The organism is Rhizomicrobium palustre (assembly GCF_011761565.1).
In the GTDB taxonomy this organism is placed as follows: domain Bacteria; phylum Pseudomonadota; class Alphaproteobacteria; order Micropepsales; family Micropepsaceae; genus Rhizomicrobium; species Rhizomicrobium palustre.
Genome location: NZ_JAASRM010000001.1, coordinates 3,843,308 through 3,860,652 on the forward strand (window position 1 = coordinate 3,843,308; position 17,345 = coordinate 3,860,652).

The following is a 17,345-nucleotide window of genomic DNA, read 5'->3' on the forward strand; positions in this document are numbered from 1 at the left end:
TCCCTCCAGGTAAGGCGCCTGGGAGGCTTTTATGCTTAAGACTGGGGACCAATGGTGGAACACGGCCGCGGAAAAACTCCGCAGCCGTGATGGCCGTCAGGAAATTGCGACTTGGTTGCGCCGCAACGCCTATCATGTGGCCGATTACTTGCGCGAGCCGGTGATGGTCTTCGCCGCCTTCTATTTTGTGGCCTCCGCCATCGCCCAGCCGTTCTACGTGCCGTCGGGGTCCATGCAACCCTCGCTGGCCATTGGCGACCTTCTGATCGCCACGAAATATTCTTACGGCTACAATCGCTATTCGCTGCCCTTTGCGGGCGGCGATACCCCAAAAACACGGCTTTTCGCGAGTCTGCCCCAGGCCGGGGATGTCGTCGTATTCCGCAAACCCGGCGACACCGCCACCACCCTGGTGAAGCGCGTGGTCGGCCTTCCCGGCGACCGGGTGCAGATGCGGGCCGGACATCTCTGGATCAACGGCAAGGAACTCTCCCTGAAGGCCGAAGGCTATGGCAAGGTAGAAGACGGCCCAGGCGAGCCCTCGCCCGGCACCTATTTCACCGTCGCCCGCTACACCGAAACCCTGCCCAATGGCCGCGAACATCCCGTGTTCAAGAAATATTGGGGTACGGCCTATGACGAGACGGTCGAGTACCACGTCCCAGAAGGTCACCTTTTTGTGATGGGCGATAACCGGGATGATTCGGCGGATAGCCGGGCCGATGTCGGTTTCCTGCCGGTCGGCAATGTCATGGGCCGGGCGCAGTTCGTCCTCGCCTCAGTGGATTTTGTGAACGCCAGCGGGATCTGGGCCTGGCCGCTGCAATTTCGTGTCAAAAGACTTCTCAGCCGCATTCCGTAACGGTCCGAAACCGGGCGTTTTTCACCGCATCTATGAGCCGCATCGCCGCGCCGCGACTATCCGCGGCGGCAGGCTTATTGCGCGTCATTCCCGGTCCATGCTAAGGCCAGCCTCCGCGAGTTGAGGGATTCTCTCGCGTCGCTGAATTTTCATTGCCCATCAGGGATTTAAAGGAGCCGGGACCCTCCTCTCCGGCACCATGAAACGGAAGAAGCGTGGCAGACGAAGCTCATCTTTCGGGGATCGCAGGGCGCTATGCGCTAGCCGTCTTCGAGCTTGCCCAGGAAGAACGGAAGGTCGAGGTCTTGAGCCGCGATCTCCAAGCACTCAAACAATTGCTGGCCGAAAGTGCCGATTTGCGCCGTCTGGTGCGGGCACCGGTGTTCAGCCGTGACGATCAGGCTAGAGGCATGCAGGCGGTGTTGGCCGCCGCTGGTGCCGACGCCCTGACGGCGCGCTTTGTGCAGCTTCTCTGCTCGAAGCGCCGCCTCTTCGTCCTGCCGGACGTGATCCGCGATGTCGAAACGCTGGTCGCCAAGCAGAAGGGCGAGATCGAGGCCGAAGTGACCTCGGCGCATCCGCTAACGGATGCACAGACCGTCGAACTCAAGGCCGCGCTGAAAGACAAGCTCGGCCGTGAGCCGCTCATCGCCACCAAGGTCGATCCGACGCTGCTCGGCGGCTTGGTCGTGAAGGTCGGCTCGCGCATGATCGACGCGTCGCTCCGCGCCAAGTTGAATGGCCTTCGCACTGCCTTGCGAGGGGCAGCCCACTAGAATTTTCGCGCCAAATCTACGCGCTTCGGCGCGGCCTCTGCCCAGATAAAGCAAGGTCAAGCAGGATAAAGGAACTCTCACGATGAACATCCAACCGGCCGAAATCTCGTCTATCCTGAAACGCGAGATCCAGAATTTCGGCGCCGAAGCGGAAGTCAGCGAAGTCGGCCAGGTGCTCTCGGTCGGTGACGGTATTGCCCGCGTCTATGGCCTCGACAACGTCCAGGCCGGCGAGATGGTTGAGTTCAACGGCGGCATCAAAGGCATGGCGCTGAACCTCGAAAACGACAACGTCGGCGTGGTGATCTTCGGTTCCGACGTCACCATCAAGGAAGGCGACACCGTCAAGCGCACCGGCGCCATCGTGGACGTGCCGGTCGGCAAAGGTCTCCTCGGCCGCGTCGTGGACCCGCTGGGCAACCCGATCGACGGCAAGGGTCCGCTGACCGATGTCGCCGAACGCCGCCGCGTTGACGTGAAGGCCCCCGGCATCATTCCGCGCCGCTCGGTGAACGAGCCGATGCAGACCGGCATCAAGGCCGTCGACGCCCTCATCCCGATCGGCCGCGGCCAGCGCGAGCTCATCATCGGTGACCGTCAGACCGGCAAGACCGCGATCATTCTGGACACCATCCTGAACCAGAAGACCGTCAATGCGGGCACCGACGAATCCAAGAAGCTCTATTGCATCTACGTCGCTATCGGCCAGAAGCGCTCCACCGTCGCCCAGATCGTGAAGACGCTCGAAGACGCCGGCGCCATGGAATACACCACCGTCGTCGCCGCCACGGCCTCTGAACCGGCCCCGCTGCAGTTCCTGGCCCCGTTTGGCGGTTGCGCCATGGGCGAGTGGTTCCGCGATAACGGCATGCACTGCCTGATCATCTATGATGATCTTTCCAAGCAGGCCGTCGCCTATCGCCAGATGTCCCTGCTGCTGCGCCGCCCGCCGGGCCGCGAAGCCTATCCGGGCGACGTGTTCTACCTGCACTCCCGCTTGCTGGAACGCGCCGCGAAGATGAACCAGGCCAATGGCGGCGGTTCCTTGACGGCTCTGCCCGTGATCGAAACCCAGGCCAACGACGTCTCGGCCTATATTCCGACCAACGTGATTTCGATCACCGACGGCCAGATCTTCCTTGAAACCGAACTCTTCTATCAGGGCATCCGTCCTGCCGTGAACGTCGGTATCTCGGTGTCGCGCGTGGGCTCCTCGGCCCAGGTGAAGGCGATGAAGCAGGTGTCCGGCTCGATCAAGCTGGAACTGGCGCAGTACCGCGAAATGGCGGCCTTCGCCCAGTTCGGTTCGGACCTCGACGCCTCCACCCAGCGCCTGCTCAACCGCGGCGCCCGCCTCACTGAACTTCTGAAGCAGCCGCAGTATTCGCCGCTGCCGGTGGAAGAAGAAGTGGTGGTGCTGTTCGCCGGTATGCGCGGCTATCTCGACAAGCTCGCCGTGCGCGATGTCGGCCGTTTCGAGCAGGACATGCTGCGCCTCTTCCGCGGCAAGCATCAGGACATTCTGGATGCGATCCGCACTGGCGGCGTCCTGACGCCTGATCTGGAAGCCAAGGTCCGCGCGGTGCTCGACGAGTTCACGAAGGCGTTTGTCTAATGGCGTCGTTGAAGGCACTGCGCAACCGTATCGCTTCCGTCAAGGCGACGCGCAAAATCACCAAGGCCCAGCAGATGGTCGCGGCGGCGAAATTCCGCCGCGCCCAGGATGCCGCGGTCGCGGCCCGTCCGTACGCGGACAAAATGGGCCAGGTGATTGCGTCTCTTGCCGGCGGCATGAAGGGCAATGCGGGCGCCTCGCCTCTCCTTTCCGGGACGGGCAAGGACGACGTTCATCTGTTGATCGTCGCGACCGCCGACCGCGGTCTCTGCGGCGCCTTCAACACCAACATCGTGCGCCTGGCGCGCCATAAGATCGAAGAGCTGCAGGCCCAGGGCAAGAAGGTCCTGATCCTGACCGTGGGCCGCAAGGGCCGCGATCAGCTCAAGCGCCAGTATGAGAAGCTGATCCTCGAAAGCATCGAGTTCACGCATGTGAAGCGCATCAGCTTCGCCAACGCTGCCGAGATCGGCCAGCGCGTGCTGGAACTCTATGCCGAAGGCAAGTTCGACGTTGCCACGGTCATCTATTCGAAATTCCGCTCGGTGATCAGCCAGGTCCCGACCGCAACGCAGCTCATCCCGGCTCCGGTCGAGGAGAAGGCTTCGACGCAGACGGGCGTGACCTATGATTACGAGCCGGATGAAGGCGAAATCCTCGCCGACCTTCTGCCGCGTAACGTCAGTGTGCAGATCTTCCGCGTTCTTCTCGAGAACGTGGCGGGCGAATTCGGCGCCAAGATGACTGCCATGGACGGCGCCACGCGCAACGCTGGCGAAGTGATCGACAAGCTGACGCTGCAGTACAACCGCACGCGCCAAGCCCAGATCACCAAGGAACTGATCGAAATCATTTCGGGCGCCGAAGCGCTCTAAGCTGAAGGAGAACGGTCATGGCCTACACGACGAAAGCGATTTCCAAGGGCGGCCGTGCGGGTCGCAGCGCGGTTGAAGGCGGGGCTCTCGCCCTTGCCATGAGCTTCCCCAAGGAATTGGGCGGCGACGGCGACGCGCACAATCCCGAACAGCTTTTCGCGGTGGGCTGGGCGGCCTGCTTTAATCAGGCCGTGCTGGTGCTGGGCCGCAACCATGGCATCGATCCGGCTGCTGCCGTGGTCGGCGTCGCGGTGACCCTCCATACCGAAAACAATGACTTCAAGCTCTCCGCTGAGATCAGCCTCAAGGTTCCGGGCGCCGACAAAGCCGCTGTGGAAGCCCTGATCAACGACGCCCATTCGATCTGCCCCTATTCCAAGGCGACCAAAGGCAACATCCCGGTCACGCTGACCGTACTTTGAGCAAATACCCAAGGAAATAATCCGATGAACGTAGAGACAAGCAACAAAGTGGGCCGCGTGACCCAGGTTACGGGCGCTGTGGTGGACGTGCAGTTCGACGGCCATCTGCCGGAGATTCTGAACGCGCTCGAAACCGAAAATAACGGCCTGAAGCTTGTGCTCGAAGTGGCCCAGCATCTCGGCGAGTCCACCGTGCGCACCATCGCGATGGACTCCACCGACGGTCTCGTTCGTGGTCAGGCGGTGAACGACACCGGCCGCCCGATCGCGATCCCGGTCGGTGAAGGCACCCTCGGCCGCATCATGAACGTCATCGGTAACCCGGTGGACGAAGCCGGTCCGGTCAACGCTGCCGAACTTCGCCCGATCCATGCCGAAGCCCCGGCCTTCACCGAACAGTCGACCGAAGCCCAGGTGCTCGTCACCGGCATTAAGGTCATCGACCTTCTCGCCCCGTATGCGCGCGGCGGCAAGATCGGCCTGTTCGGCGGCGCCGGCGTCGGCAAGACGGTGCTCATTCAGGAACTGATCAACAACATCGCCAAGAAGCACGGCGGTTATTCGGTCTTCGCCGGCGTCGGCGAGCGTACCCGTGAAGGTAACGACCTTTATCACGAAATGATCGAATCCGGCGTGAACAAGGACCCCAAGAAGGGTTCCACCGAAGGCTCCAAATGCGCCCTCGTCTTCGGCCAGATGAACGAGCCCCCGGGTGCCCGCGCCCGCGTCGCCCTGTCGGGTCTGACCGTCGCCGAATACTTCCGCGATCAGGGCCAGGACGTGCTCTTCTTCGTGGATAACATCTTCCGCTTCACCCAGGCCGGTTCCGAAGTGTCCGCGCTCCTCGGCCGTATTCCTTCGGCGGTGGGCTATCAGCCGACTCTCGCGACCGATATGGGCGCCCTGCAGGAACGCATCACCACCACCACCAAGGGTTCGATCACCTCGGTGCAGGCCATTTACGTGCCGGCCGACGACTTGACCGACCCGGCGCCTGCCACCTCCTTCGCCCACTTGGACGCCACCACCGTGTTGTCGCGTTCGATTGCGGAAAAGGGCATCTACCCGGCCGTGGATCCGCTCGACTCCACCTCGCGCATCCTTGATCCGCGCGTCGTTGGTGAAGAGCACTATCAGGTTGCCCGCCAGGTGCAGCAGATCCTGCAGCGCTATAAGAGCCTGCAAGACATCATCGCCATCCTGGGCATGGACGAACTGTCTGAAGAAGATAAGGTCGCCGTGGCCCGCGCCCGTAAGATCGAGCGCTTCCTCAGCCAACCCTTCCACGTCGCCGAAGTCTTCACCGGCTTCCCGGGCGTGTTCGTGGACCTGAAGGACACCGTGCGTTCGTTCAAGGCGCTGGTGAACGGCGAATACGATCACCTGCCGGAAGCGGCCTTCTACATGGTCGGCACCATCGAAGAAGCGGTGGCCAAGGCCGAGAAGCTCGCCACCGAAGCGGCGTAAGTCTGATCGTTGTGGCCGGGCTCGTCCCGGCCATGACCGATTGCAAAAAGCATTAGGTGCAGGATTCTCCGTATGGCCGATAAAATCTCTTTTGACCTCGTCTCTCCCGAACAGCTTCTGTTGTCCGATGCCGCCGATATGGTGACCATTCCGGGCTCGGATGGCGATATGGGCGTGATGGCTGGCCATGCTCCGCTGATCACCACCCTGCGCCCCGGCATCATCAAAGTGGCAGGCGCGACGGGCGGCGAAGACAGCTACTTCGTGGCTGGCGGCTTTGCCGAAGTGAATGCCGAGAAAATTACGGTGCTGGCTGAGGAAGCCGTGCCGGTGAAAGGCCTCGACATCGAGGCGCGGCTTACGCTCGCCAATGAAGCCGTTACGGCGGCCAGGAGCGATGCCGACAAAGCCAAAGCGCAAGAAATTGTAGATGCGCTCGCGGCGCTGCGCTCGGTGCACTAACTTTTAGCAGTTACTGAACGGCGAACCTTGCGCGGGCGCCACGCTTGCGCAAGAAACTGTCCCAAATCCTGAAACTACCGGTTCCCTGACGCATTTTGGTCTTGTTATAATTCCACCCTGGTGGGCGGTGTATAGAGGCCTCAATGGTGCAAGGACCGGTTTACAAGGCGGGCTGGAACCCGGACGACATCGCGTGGGAAAAATTCGATCCGTCCAAGGCTGAATCCTGGATGATCGACGCGATCAAATCCGCGGCTCTGGTGGAATATAACGCCCCCGATTACGTCTCCTATTTGAAGCGCATTTTTCCCGATCCCGACTTTCATCCCGTGATCGAACAATGGGGCCGCGAGGAAAGTCAGCACGGCAAAGTGTTGGGGCGCTGGGCCGAGATGGCTGATCCGAATTTCAAACTCGAAGAAGCCTTCGAACGCTTTCGCGCCGGGTATCGGCCAGAGCATTTCGATACCGAAGACACTACCTCCGTGCGCGGCTCGCGAAAGGGCGAGATGATTGCCCGCTGCGTCGTGGAAAGCGGCACGTCCTCCTATTACACCGCAATCAAGGAGGCTACCGCCGAGCCGGTCTTGCAGGAGATCGCGGGCCGCATCGCCGCCGACGAATATCGCCACTACCGCCTCTTCTATGAAACCGAGAAGACGCAACAAGGCGAAGCCGATCTGCCGTTCTGGAAAAAGCTCTTGATTGCCATCGGACGCATCACTGAATCCGACGATGACGAGATCGCCTTCTCGCATTACTGCGCCACGGTTCCGGCCGCCGAAATGGTAGCCAAGCCTTACGATCGCAGAGCCTATTCAAAGCGGATTTTCGAGATCACCGTGCGCGTCTATCGCAAGAAGCACATCCACAAGCTCACCCAGATGGTGGCCAAGGCTGTTGGCGCCGATCCGCAAGGAAAGCTGGTGCAGCTCGCGGGCGGGGCCATCTGGCGGATGCTGCGCATGCGCGCAGGGCTTGCCGGCGTCCATCATCAAATGGCGTCGTAGCGTTTCCTTTCACTTCCCCCTCGCGGGGAAGTGAATCGTCATCACACCCCGCGCTTGACCAGCATGCGCTTGATATTGCCGATCGCCTCGGCCGGGTTCAGCCCCTTCGGGCAGGTGTTGGCGCAGTTCATGATGGTGTGGCAGCGATAGAGCCGGAACGGATCCTCAAGGTCATCGAGACGCTCCGGGGTCATCTCATCGCGGCTATCGGCGATCCAGCGATAGGATTGCAAAAGCGCAGCGGGGCCGAGATAGCGGTCAGAGTTCCACCAATAGCTTGGGCAAGCCGTCGAGCAAGAGGCGCAGAGAATGCACTCATAAAGCCCATCGAGCTTGGCGCGTTCTTCGGGCGACTGTTTCCACTCGGCTTCCGGTTCCGCTGTCTTGGTCTGCAGATAGGGCTTGATGGAAGCGTGCTGGGCATAGAAATGGGTGAGGTCCGGCACCAGATCCTTCAGCACCGGCTGATGCGGCAAGGGATAGACCTTCACCGGCCCGGAGACATCCGTGATCGCCTTGGTGCAGGCCAGCGTGTTGCCGCCATCGATATTCATGGCGCAGGAGCCGCAAACGCCTTCGCGGCAGGAGCGGCGGAAGGTCAGCGTCGGATCAGTCTCGTTCTTGATCTTGATCAGCGCATCCAGAACCATCGGCCCGCAGCTATCGAGATCGACCGTATAGGTGTCGATGCGCGGATTGGCATCCGTGGCCGGATCGTAGCGGTAGATCTTGAATTCCTTGGTCCGCTTGGCCTTCTTGCCATTGGGCTCTTTGGGTCCTTCCCACGTCTTGCCTTGCTCGGGCTTGGAGCCTTTGGGCAGCGTGAACTGGACCATGTGATTCTCCGGCAAAAAGCGGTGCGACACCTTTGCTTAGCAAAGGCAGCCTCACCCTGCAACGATATTGCCGCAGGCCGTCGCCACCTGCCCGCGGAAGGTCACGCGCGCGCAGCTTTACGGGCCTTAAACCCCGAATAGGTGGCCACATTGCGGACCTGCAACCCGCCCGCCTCGCCTAGCTGGAAAAAGCCGATCAGATCGCTCAAGACCTCTGTTTCGGCGGCCAGGCTGCGCGTCGCGGCGGTGGATTCCTCCACCATGGCGGCGTTCTGCTGGGTGACATGCTCAACTTGGGTGACGGCGCTGGAAACTTCTGCCACGCCCACCGACTGGCGCTCGGCGGCGCCGGCCATTTCGTTGACCAGCGCATTAATCTCGACAATTTGCGCAACCATGCCTTTCAGCGCCTCGCCGGACTCGCCTGCGAGTTTCACCCCGGTGCCGACATGCCCGCTGGCGGCATTGATCAGCGCCTTGATCTCCTTGGCCGCCTGACCGGAGCGCTGGGCCAGGGCGCGCACTTCCGAGGCGACCACGGCAAAGCCCCTGCCCGCCTCACCCGCGCGCGCCGCTTCCACGCCTGCATTCAAGGCGAGCAGATTGGTCTGGAAGGCGATCTCGTCAATCACCCCGATGATGTCGGTGATCTGTTGCGAGGACTGCGCAATGGCATCCATCGCCGCCATCGAGGCTTCCACGATCTTGCCGCCTTTAGCGGCCTGTTCGGTCGCCGCTTTGACATTGGCGCTGGCGCGCTTGGCGTTATCGGCCGTGCCTTTGGCGGTGGTGGTGATTTCCTCCAGCGCGGCAGCGGTTTCTTCCAGACTCGCGGCCTGCTGTTCGGTGCGATGCGAGAGCTCCTCGGCGGCGTGGCTGACATCGCCCGCACCATTGGCGATCTGCTCGGTCGAGACACGCACATTGACGAGGGTTTCGCGAATGCGATCCATCGCTGCGTTGAAATCATCCTTCAGCTTGCGGAACGGCCCGGTGAGGTCCTCCTGAACGCGATGGGTGAGATCGCCCTGTGCCAGCCGCGCGAGGCCCGCGCCAATGCTGGCGACGATAATCTCGGTCTGGGCCTCTTTGGCGTGATCTGCTTCGTCGAGCTGACGCTTGAAGGCCGTCATGGCGCTGGCGAGCTTACCGATTTCATCTTCCTGATCGGTATAGGGCACATGCACATCGCGCCGTCCGGCTGCGAAAGCGCCCATAGCCTCTGTCATACGCCCCAAAGGCACAGAGATGGCGTTGATCATGAAAGCGCTAAACACGCCACCCAGGATCACCGCGACGCCGAGGGCAAGGAAAATCCAGAACCGCGCGGATTGATAGGTGCGGTTGCCGAGATCGCCTGACTTCATACCGCCTTCGGCGTTGAACTCGACCGCCTTTTCAATGGGCTTATAAAATGCGTTGAAGGCGTTCTTCATGTCGGTCGTAAAGAAGGCCGCTGCCGCTTCCGTGCCTTTCGACTGCCGAATTTCGATTTCCTTGTCGAGCAGCGGCAGATAGGCCGCCCATTTCTGCGAAATCTCCGCCGTCAGCGCGCGCTTTTCATCGGTGTCGGCGAGCGGGGCGAGCTTTTCCAAATCCGCCGCGATCAGCCCTTCGTATTTCTTCAGATCGGCGACCGCATGGGCGTGATCGGCTTCCGATGTCGGCAACAGGTAAGAGCCCTCGATCGAACGATAGCGTGTCGCGTGATAGCGCAGATCGCCCAGGATACGCATCGCGGGAAGCCAGCTCGCGCGGAGATCGGCCGCCGCGCCATCAACAACCGCGAGACGTTGCAACGCAAACAATCCCAGCGCCACAGTGGTGATCAGCACCAGAACAGACGTTACGATCACCTTGGTGCGAACCGGAAGGTTCTTCAAAAAATCCGCCGACATGCCGCGATGGTCCCCGCGCGTTTCATCTCTGCCGCCCCCAAAGGCGGACACGGAGCTATCGTCTGACACCGATGGTCAACGACCGGTAAATGCACCGCGCGCGGAATCGGCCCCAGCACCCGCCTCACGGAAAAAGCATGCAGGGATAATCGTTTGAGGTGTGTACTAGGGGTTATTCCTGAGCCGCGCTTACGCCGCAGCGGGCGCGAGCGGCACACCGAGGGCGATGAGATCGGAGCGGAGCTTATTTGCAGTTGTAAAGCACAGCCCGCGCATTCCAGCCTTTTCAGCGCCTTCCACATTCTCCTGACGGTCGTCCACGAAGACGAGCTCGCCCGCCGGCATGCCATAGCAATTAAGCGCAACGTTATAGAGGCGCACATCCGGCTTGATCAGCCCATGCTCACCCGAGAGCACGATATGCTCGAACATCTGAAACGCGGGCAGGCTGTAGCGCACCTTGGCGAAGGTCTCGCAGTGCCAGTTGGAGAGCGCGAAGAGCCGGTAACCCGCCGCCTTCAATTCCGTCATCAGCTCATAGGTGCCCGGGATAGCCTCGCCGATCATTTCGATCCAGCGCCCGTAATAGGCGCGGATTTCGCGCGCCCATTCGGGATGCAGCGATACCAATTCGTTGGTCGCGACTAGAAGATTGCGGCCTGCATCCTGCCGCCCATTCCATGCGTTGGTGCAGATGGTCTCGAGGAAATTCGCGGCCTTGATTTCGTCGCCCTCGAACACCTTGCGGTAGAGATACATCGGGTTCCAATCGATCACCACGCCGCCGAGATCGAACACCACACCATTGATCGCGCCCAAAACCGCCTCTTACCTTTGAACTAGGCCCCCGCTTACCACGCCCCTGTGTCAGACGGAATGCGGTGGGATGCTCATCATTTGTCATCCCGCTGACGGATTTTCGCGCGGGAGCGCTGAGTGCGCGGGGCGCCCCATCAATTCGGCGGGGTGGCGATTTGTTCGATGATCCAGCCGATTTCGGCTGTCTCGTTTTTCACCCGCCCGGTGACCACGATCTGCTCGGCACGGCGCACCATATCGGCGCCGAGATAGACGCTTTCCTCGATGGCCATGGCGGCTGTGGCGCGCATCCGCCAGCCTTCACCATTGGGCAGCTTGAACAGCACATCGCCCGCCTGTGAGGTGGAGAGCCGCACATCGGGATGAACATGGAAGCGGATGGCGAAGGTAAGCGTATCCTTGCGCTCATGCAGCGGCACTATCCGGTCAATACCGGTCACCGCGAGGCCTTGCGGAGAAAGCGTCAACTCGCGTTCATGGCGCATAGAAAAGTTCGGCACATAACCATCATGGCACGCCACCACGGTGGTGCCTTTTTCGGTCTCCATGCGGCGGGTTTCGATATGCGTTGGACCATGGATCAGCCGCGCGCCGATTTTGGTGCGCACCCAGCTCTCGCGCAGGATGAAGCCACTGGAGGTATCGGCAAGCGTCACCGTGGAATGGGCGGCGGTGGCCCGCAGCGCATTCTGCCAGCGCCGATGGCCCGCTTGCGAAGGCGTACCGCAATTGACGATCAGCCGCTGCGCGCCAGCGCTCAATTCGAAAGCCAAACAGCCTGCATGGGCGGTGTTGGAATAAACGCCCGGCGGCGGCGTTCCGCAATCAAACAGCACCAGCGTGCGATTGGCACTCATGCGGTGATAGCCCGAATGCGGCGCATAGCCGAACGGTTGGCCCTTCACATCATCGCGCTGCAATAGGAGCTGGATCATGCGGGGGTTGCTCTCCCCGCCCCCGTTAAAGAGGCTCAAAGCGCCATCGCCATGGCGGAAGAAACGCACCATCGGCGACATGCGGTCGAGCGCGCCGCGAATGCCTTGCGGCACCGGATGCTCACGGAAGGCAAGCGCCTCCAGCACCATGATGACATGGCGATAGACATCCACCAGCGTCTCGGGCGAACGCGAGATATGCCCGCCATCGGGCAGTATCTGTTTGGCGAGTTCGGTTTCGAGCCGCTCAAGCCCATTTTCCAGCCGCCGCGAGCCGTCTTCCAGACAGACGCCAGAAAGGGCAAGCGCCGCCGCCGCTTCGATGCGCGGCAAGCCTTCGGGCGCCTCGCGCGCGATACGGTCCAGCATGCGCGCCTGTTCGCGCAGCGACACGAAAACTTTCGAGCGCCAGAGCATGTCGCAGTTGGTCAGAATAAAGCGGCCATAGGTGAAGATGGCGATCAGGCGCCGCGCCATGACATGCGGAGCCCAGGCAGGCTCGGAATATTTGCCGTAGCGCTTCAGCCATTGGCTGACGAGATTGGTGGCAAGCGTGCGCGCCGGATCTCCACCCGCCATAGCGAGCGGCGGCAGAAAGGCAAAGCCGTGCAGGTTCTTCAGCCAATCTTTCGATGGCGGCACCGCGTCGAAAATCGATTTGCCGCCCGCATCCGCCATCTCGCCTTCGAATTTGAAGCGGCCGCGCAGAAGCGCGTCGGCCTCATCCAAACGGCGCGGCAGGCGGTCCTGTGGCTGGTAATCGATGCGGTCGGTAAGCTGACCGATGAGAAAGCGGCGATAAATCCAGGTCGAGCGATACCAACTGCGCCAGCCACTCAAGCCTTGCCACAAAGCGTATTCCAGCGCTTCCGGCCATAAGGCCAGGGGTGGTTTGGTGTGGTGTGGCGCGCGGGCGGGCACCCTAGCCTCTCAGGGCCGTGATATTGGCAGCGTATTGGTCCGGCCCGCCTTGAAAGACCGCCGTTCCCGCCACCAAAAGATCAGCACCGGCATTGATGACATCCTTCACCGTCTTGGCGTTCACCCCGCCATCGACTTCCAGATCGATATGCCGCCCGCTCTTGGCGATACGCTCCGCCGCCGCCTCGATTTTCTTGAGCTGGCTGTAGATGAAACTCTGCCCACCGAAGCCCGGGTTCACCGTCATGATCAAGACCAGATCGACCAGATCGAGCACCGGATCGATGTGATCGATGGGTGTGCCGGGATTGAGCACGATGCCCGGCCGTTTACCGAGGGCGCGGATGTGCTGCAGCGTGCGATGGATATGGGGGCCCGCTTCGGGATGCACCGTGATGCCGTCGGCGCCTGCTTCCGCAAAAGCCTCCAGGAATGGATCGACCGGCGAAATCATCAGATGCACATCGAAGGGCAGTTTGGTGTGCGGGCGCAACGCCTTCACGATGGGCGGCCCTAAGGTGATGTTGGGCACGTAATGGCCATCCATCACATCGATATGGATGAAATCGGCGCCAGCTTTATCCAGCGCCTCGATCTCCGCGCCAAGGCGGGAAAAATCGGCCGAGAGAATCGATGGGGAAATGCGGACCTTAGTCATATCAAGCCATTAAGTGCCGGATTCGAGGGGGCGCCGCAAGGCGCGTTGACACTCTGGCGCGCCTAAAACGGGACAATCAACCCAGTACCGTCAAATGCGACCCCGCCGCTGCACGCACGGGATGACACATGGAAAAGTTCATCCCGGCTACCCATATCCATTACACCTGAGTTATGGAGTTCTGGTCATGTTTGGTTCTGCTGCTGGCCGTTTTGCTGGTGTCGCCCTTGCTTGCCTCATGACGGCGTCCGCAGCCGCAGCGACCCCGGATGAGTCCGAAATGGAGTTTCCAGATGGCTGGTTCGCCGCCACAGAAGCCCCGCCAGCGACGCTGACGCCAGAGGAAGCAACCGCCCAGGTCAACGCGATTTTCGATCTGGTCGACCGCCACATTTTCGATCCCGAGAAAACCGCCGAAGCCCGTGCGAAAGCCCGCGAAGCCGCGTTGGCCGCCGTAAAACAAGGCCCCCAGGACCAGAAAACAGTCGGAGACAGCATCGAAAAAGCGCTTGTGGGCATGGGCTATTCCCACATGCACCTGTTTCCGCCCGCGATCGCGCGAAAACTCGCGGACATGACAGACGGCAAGGACGACGGTGAACCAGCCCAAGCGGTGATTACGGCCCACATGGAAGGCGATGTCGGCATCCTCAGGGTTTCCAGCTTCATGGTTCCTCTGTTCAACCAGAAAGACCTCGCCAAGGCTCAAGCCAAGCTCCGTAAGGCTAAAACCCTGGTGATCGATCTCACCGGCAATGGCGGGGGAAATGTCTCGCCGGTCGTGGCTCTGGCCCACCCGCTGGTTGGCGCGGGCAAGCCGATCGTCAAAGACGTCAAGCGGCCCGCCGGAACACCTACGCCGATCGACCAATTCGGACCGCTGCCTGACAACACCAACCATGGCGGCGGCGCCGATGATCGCCTGAGTGAAATCCACGGTGTGGTCACCTGGTTCACGGCCAAAACGCCGGTCCCTGCGAACCACCGGCCGACCTACCTTGTGATCGACGGCCATTGCGCCTCGTCTTGCGAGATTTTCTCAGGTGCCATCAAACACTATGGTGCGGCGCGCCTGTTGGGCCGCAACACAGCGGGCAAAGTGCTCGGCGGAATTGCGTTCCGCCCGCCAATGAAGGGCTACGCGCTTCTGGTGGCGACCAGCACGACTTATGGTCCGGGCGGTGAGTTCTACGAAGGCCCCGGCGTTGCGCCGGATGTCGAGCTGACGCAGTGCCAGACAGCCAAAGACAAGACCGCCGATAGCGGCGCCTGCCTGACGGCTGCGCTGGACTACATCAAGGCGCAGCCCCACTAACGGTCTCAGGCGGTCAGGTTTGGCCGCCGCAAGGCGCGTTCCACGCTTTGCCGGGCTGTCAACAGAACGATCAAGCAGGGAACCCAGGCCACACGGGACTGGTAGCGGTCATGCGGCCCCGAAAACAGGCCGCAGACCATCGCGTTTCCCAAAAGCCCGAGCAGCACAAAGGCGGGCAGCGTACCAAGGTTCCAGCGGCGGCGTTTGATGGCGCGATAAAGCACCCAGCCAAGCCAGAGTTGCGCCAAGAGCGCCAGCGGCACATGCACCACATTGACGGCTGGGAAACGCAAGGTGCCGCGCTGCTGATGCGCAGTCAGGTAATCCTTGTATTGCGCCGGCATGAAACCGCGGAACAGCGGCCCAAGCACCCATTCTTGCGGCTCAACGCCATCGCCGGTGCGCACCATGAAATACTGGCGCAGCGAGCCTAACAGCCCCGGCATCAGGCTTTGCAGCGGATAATGGGTCAGGCTGTGAGAGACGATGAGATCGTATTCTTCCTTCGGCCCGTAAAACCGTCCGATCTTGTTGAACGGACTTTCCGGCCCCCAAAGAAAATTGTCCGCCGTCTTGGGCAGGTTGTCCTTGTAAGGGCACAGCAGCAAAGGATGGGTTGGGCAAAGATCATAGAGGGTCTTTTTCACCACCCCGTCGCCCATCAGACGCGCGGCCAGGAAGAACGAGCCCGAGCGGCTGACGAACCATTTATCCGGCAGGCCCTTGTTGTGAAGCGCGATGCTGTGATTGGCGAGCAGCACCAGCGAAAGCCCTGCGGCCACCATCGCCGCGGGAAGAACCACATTCGGCCGCGGCAGACGCAGACGTTTCCAGATCAACGCCGCAATCCAGGCCGCGAAAAGACACAGCACCAGACCGGAACTGGTCCCGAGATGCGAAGGATGCGTCCCAATCGCAATTCCCCCCACCACAATCAAAAGGATCGCCCGCACCACGCCCAATTGCTGCGGTTTGAACGCCAGCGGATACATGGCGAGGATCAGAACCGCCGTGAAACAGTCCGGCTCGATCTGGCCGACAAACCAGGAAATGCTGGTGAGGATGGAGAGGGCCGCGCCCGCGCGCAGCATCAGCCAGAGGCTGGTGCGCGGCCACACCGCCCGGGCGAATTCCACAATGGCGATGGCCGTCAAAAGCGACTGGATAATCGCGACATACCACAAGCTCTCGCGGCCATCGGCGTAATGGATGAAGAGCGAATAGACCGGCGAGCGCTCCGGCACAAAGACGCGTGCAAAGCCTTCCAGCACATAGGCGCCCGAATCGAAGAACAGGAAAGGAAAGCCGTTCCACACCGCCACGAAGAGGAACATCGGCGTCAGAAGCGCAATCGCGGCGAGTTCCCCGCCCAGATGCGAAATCGGAAATGCGGGTAAGCGCTGCCAGCCAAACACCCCTGCGGACCGGCGCCCTCGCAAAGTCCTGGCCGACGAATCGTTGATCACGAAAATCACCTCAAAACGCTGATGGCGGACAATGGCCTGCCCGCGCCCGCCCCGCAAACAGCGAATTGCCTCTTCGAACAGGTTTTTTCCGCTTTTTTCAGGGGGCGAATTGGTTGACTTGGAAGGGGTAAAACCTACACTCCTGCGTCGTTTTAACACCCCAGGATCACCCCTGGCACTTTCACATCTGGCAGTTTGAGGACTTTCATGGCGGAAACCCCGAGAGCGGCGCCAAAGCTGGCCGCCCGCCCGCTATCGCCCTTCACCACCATCTTCCGCTGGCCGATCACCATGGTGACCTCGATCACCCACCGCATCACCGGTGTGGCACTGTCGGTGGGCACAATCCTTCTCGCCTGGTGGTTGATCGCCGCCGCGAACGGACCTGACAGCTATCAGACCTTTGTCGATACGGCCTCCTCGCCGCTCGGCCAGATCGTGCTGTTCGGATTTTCCTGGGCGCTGGCCTTTCACACCTTGAACGGCATCCGCCACCTCGCCTGGGATATGGGCTACGGCTTCAAAGTGCCGACCGCGAATAAGACGGGCATTCTGGTGATCGTCCTCTCGCTTGTTCTCACCATCGCGGCCTTCGTGGTCGTCTGGACCGGTCATGGAGGCTATTACCAATGAGTCTCGAAACGCCTCTGCATAAGGCCCAAGGCCTGGGCGCGGCCCATTCGGGTGTCGGCCATTTCTGGAAGCAGCGCGTCTCGGCGGTGGCTCTCGTCCCGCTGGTGCTGTGGCTGGCGATATCCATTCTAGGGCTCGCCGGCGCGCCCTTGCCCGCCGTGCTCTATTTCCTCGCCAACCCGGTCAATGCGGTGTTGATGGCGGCCTTTGTCGTGATCGGCCTCTACCACATGACCCTGGGCTTGCAGGAAATCATCCTGGATTACGTGCCCCATCAGGGCCTCAAGCTCACCCTGATCATCGCCGTCTACACCTTTGCATTCGCAGTGGCGGCGGCGTCTCTCTTCTCGCTCTTGCGCATCGTCGGAACCTGAC

Annotated in this window: 17 protein-coding genes; 11 read left to right on the top strand and 6 right to left on the bottom strand. The window is 61.3% G+C overall.

The genetic code is table 11. The features are described from left to right. Nucleotides 1-31: 31 nt before the first annotated feature. The 8 genes from lepB (at nucleotide 32) to FHS83_RS17110 (ending at nucleotide 7,489) form a co-directional block, all read left to right on the top strand. Nucleotides 32-862: a signal peptidase I gene (gene lepB / locus FHS83_RS17075; protein ID WP_167084343.1), complete on the top strand. Its 831-nt coding sequence runs from the start codon at nucleotides 32-34 to the stop codon at nucleotides 860-862. 215 nt (nucleotides 863-1,077) lie between these two features. Next, nucleotides 1,078-1,638: a F0F1 ATP synthase subunit delta gene (locus FHS83_RS17080; protein ID WP_167084345.1), complete on the top strand. Its 561-nt coding sequence runs from the start codon at nucleotides 1,078-1,080 to the stop codon at nucleotides 1,636-1,638. 82 nt (nucleotides 1,639-1,720) lie between these two features. After that, nucleotides 1,721-3,253 carry a F0F1 ATP synthase subunit alpha gene (gene atpA, locus FHS83_RS17085; RefSeq protein ID WP_167084347.1) on the top strand — a complete coding sequence of 511 codons (1,533 nt, stop codon included), beginning with the start codon at nucleotides 1,721-1,723 and terminating at the stop codon, nucleotides 3,251-3,253. Further along, nucleotides 3,253-4,128, top strand: coding sequence for a F0F1 ATP synthase subunit gamma (locus FHS83_RS17090; protein ID WP_167084349.1), 876 nt, complete (start codon nucleotides 3,253-3,255; stop codon nucleotides 4,126-4,128). Before atpA ends, FHS83_RS17090 begins: the two co-directional genes overlap by 1 nt. Nucleotides 4,129-4,145: 17 nt before the next feature. After that, nucleotides 4,146-4,550 (top strand): Ohr family peroxiredoxin, encoded by a 405-nt coding sequence (locus FHS83_RS17095; protein ID WP_167084351.1) that lies wholly within the window; start codon nucleotides 4,146-4,148, stop codon nucleotides 4,548-4,550. Between the two features lie 24 nt (nucleotides 4,551-4,574). Next, entirely contained in the window at nucleotides 4,575-6,017 is a 1,443-nt protein-coding gene (atpD, locus tag FHS83_RS17100) for a F0F1 ATP synthase subunit beta (RefSeq protein ID WP_167084353.1), read from the top strand. A gap of 72 nt (nucleotides 6,018-6,089) precedes the next feature. Continuing rightward, nucleotides 6,090-6,479, top strand: coding sequence for a F0F1 ATP synthase subunit epsilon (locus FHS83_RS17105; protein WP_167084355.1), 390 nt, complete (start codon nucleotides 6,090-6,092; stop codon nucleotides 6,477-6,479). A 143-nt stretch (nucleotides 6,480-6,622) separates the two neighbouring features. Next, the gene (locus FHS83_RS17110; protein WP_167084357.1) at nucleotides 6,623-7,489 is read left to right on the top strand and encodes a ferritin-like domain-containing protein; all 867 of its coding nucleotides are present in this window, start codon (nucleotides 6,623-6,625) and stop codon (nucleotides 7,487-7,489) included. Between the two features lie 41 nt (nucleotides 7,490-7,530). Here FHS83_RS17110 and FHS83_RS17115 read toward each other — a convergent pair whose 3' ends face one another. From FHS83_RS17115 to rpe, 5 genes are all read right to left on the bottom strand, one after another. Continuing rightward, a complete protein-coding gene (locus tag FHS83_RS17115; protein WP_167084359.1) occupies nucleotides 7,531-8,325 on the bottom strand; it encodes a succinate dehydrogenase iron-sulfur subunit in 795 nt (264 codons plus the stop codon). 101 nt (nucleotides 8,326-8,426) lie between these two features. Continuing rightward, nucleotides 8,427-10,223, bottom strand: coding sequence for a methyl-accepting chemotaxis protein (locus tag FHS83_RS17120; RefSeq protein WP_167084361.1), 1,797 nt, complete (start codon nucleotides 10,221-10,223; stop codon nucleotides 8,427-8,429). 189 nt (nucleotides 10,224-10,412) lie between these two features. Next, nucleotides 10,413-11,042: an HAD family hydrolase gene (locus tag FHS83_RS17125; RefSeq protein ID WP_167084363.1), complete on the bottom strand. Its 630-nt coding sequence runs from the start codon at nucleotides 11,040-11,042 to the stop codon at nucleotides 10,413-10,415. A gap of 134 nt (nucleotides 11,043-11,176) precedes the next feature. Further along, entirely contained in the window at nucleotides 11,177-12,898 is a 1,722-nt protein-coding gene (locus FHS83_RS19850) for a heparinase II/III domain-containing protein (RefSeq protein WP_167084366.1), read from the bottom strand. A 1-nt stretch (nucleotide 12,899) separates the two neighbouring features. Further along, nucleotides 12,900-13,556 carry a ribulose-phosphate 3-epimerase gene (gene rpe, locus FHS83_RS17135; protein ID WP_167084368.1) on the bottom strand — a complete coding sequence of 219 codons (657 nt, stop codon included), beginning with the start codon at nucleotides 13,554-13,556 and terminating at the stop codon, nucleotides 12,900-12,902. A 187-nt stretch (nucleotides 13,557-13,743) separates the two neighbouring features. Here rpe and FHS83_RS17140 point away from each other — a divergent pair, with 187 nt between their 5' ends. Further along, complete coding sequence (locus FHS83_RS17140; protein WP_167084371.1) at nucleotides 13,744-14,871, top strand: S41 family peptidase; 1,128 nt, start codon at nucleotides 13,744-13,746, stop codon at nucleotides 14,869-14,871. 5 nt (nucleotides 14,872-14,876) lie between these two features. Here FHS83_RS17140 and FHS83_RS17145 read toward each other — a convergent pair whose 3' ends face one another. Next, a complete protein-coding gene (locus FHS83_RS17145) occupies nucleotides 14,877-16,337 on the bottom strand; it encodes a hypothetical protein (RefSeq protein WP_167084373.1) in 1,461 nt (486 codons plus the stop codon). 207 nt (nucleotides 16,338-16,544) lie between these two features. On the opposite strand from FHS83_RS17145, the gene sdhC reads away from it, so the two are divergent. After that, nucleotides 16,545-16,970 carry a succinate dehydrogenase, cytochrome b556 subunit gene (sdhC, locus tag FHS83_RS17150; protein WP_167084375.1) on the top strand — a complete coding sequence of 142 codons (426 nt, stop codon included), beginning with the start codon at nucleotides 16,545-16,547 and terminating at the stop codon, nucleotides 16,968-16,970. Next, entirely contained in the window at nucleotides 16,967-17,344 is a 378-nt protein-coding gene (gene sdhD / locus FHS83_RS17155; RefSeq protein ID WP_167084377.1) for a succinate dehydrogenase, hydrophobic membrane anchor protein, read from the top strand. Before sdhC ends, sdhD begins: the two co-directional genes overlap by 4 nt. Nucleotide 17,345 lies beyond the last annotated feature (1 nt).

Bases quoted from the DNA above. Each gene is read 5' to 3' on its own strand.
- FHS83_RS17110 (WP_167084357.1), top strand. From the start codon at position 6,623: ATGGTGCAAGGACCGGTTTACAAGGCGGGCTGGAACCCGGACGACATC.
- rpe (WP_167084368.1), bottom strand. From the start codon at position 13,556: ATGACTAAGGTCCGCATTTCCCCATCGATTCTCTCGGCCGATTTTTCC.
- sdhC (WP_167084375.1), top strand. From the start codon at position 16,545: ATGGCGGAAACCCCGAGAGCGGCGCCAAAGCTGGCCGCCCGCCCGCTA.
- atpA (WP_167084347.1), top strand. From the start codon at position 1,721: ATGAACATCCAACCGGCCGAAATCTCGTCTATCCTGAAACGCGAGATC.
- FHS83_RS17140 (WP_167084371.1), top strand. From the start codon at position 13,744: ATGTTTGGTTCTGCTGCTGGCCGTTTTGCTGGTGTCGCCCTTGCTTGC.
- sdhD (WP_167084377.1), top strand. From the start codon at position 16,967: ATGAGTCTCGAAACGCCTCTGCATAAGGCCCAAGGCCTGGGCGCGGCC.
- atpD (WP_167084353.1), top strand. From the start codon at position 4,575: ATGAACGTAGAGACAAGCAACAAAGTGGGCCGCGTGACCCAGGTTACG.
- FHS83_RS17095 (WP_167084351.1), top strand. From the start codon at position 4,146: ATGGCCTACACGACGAAAGCGATTTCCAAGGGCGGCCGTGCGGGTCGC.
- lepB (WP_167084343.1), top strand. From the start codon at position 32: ATGCTTAAGACTGGGGACCAATGGTGGAACACGGCCGCGGAAAAACTC.
- FHS83_RS17120 (WP_167084361.1), bottom strand. From the start codon at position 10,223: ATGTCGGCGGATTTTTTGAAGAACCTTCCGGTTCGCACCAAGGTGATC.
- FHS83_RS17090 (WP_167084349.1), top strand. From the start codon at position 3,253: ATGGCGTCGTTGAAGGCACTGCGCAACCGTATCGCTTCCGTCAAGGCG.
- FHS83_RS17115 (WP_167084359.1), bottom strand. From the start codon at position 8,325: ATGGTCCAGTTCACGCTGCCCAAAGGCTCCAAGCCCGAGCAAGGCAAG.
- FHS83_RS17105 (WP_167084355.1), top strand. From the start codon at position 6,090: ATGGCCGATAAAATCTCTTTTGACCTCGTCTCTCCCGAACAGCTTCTG.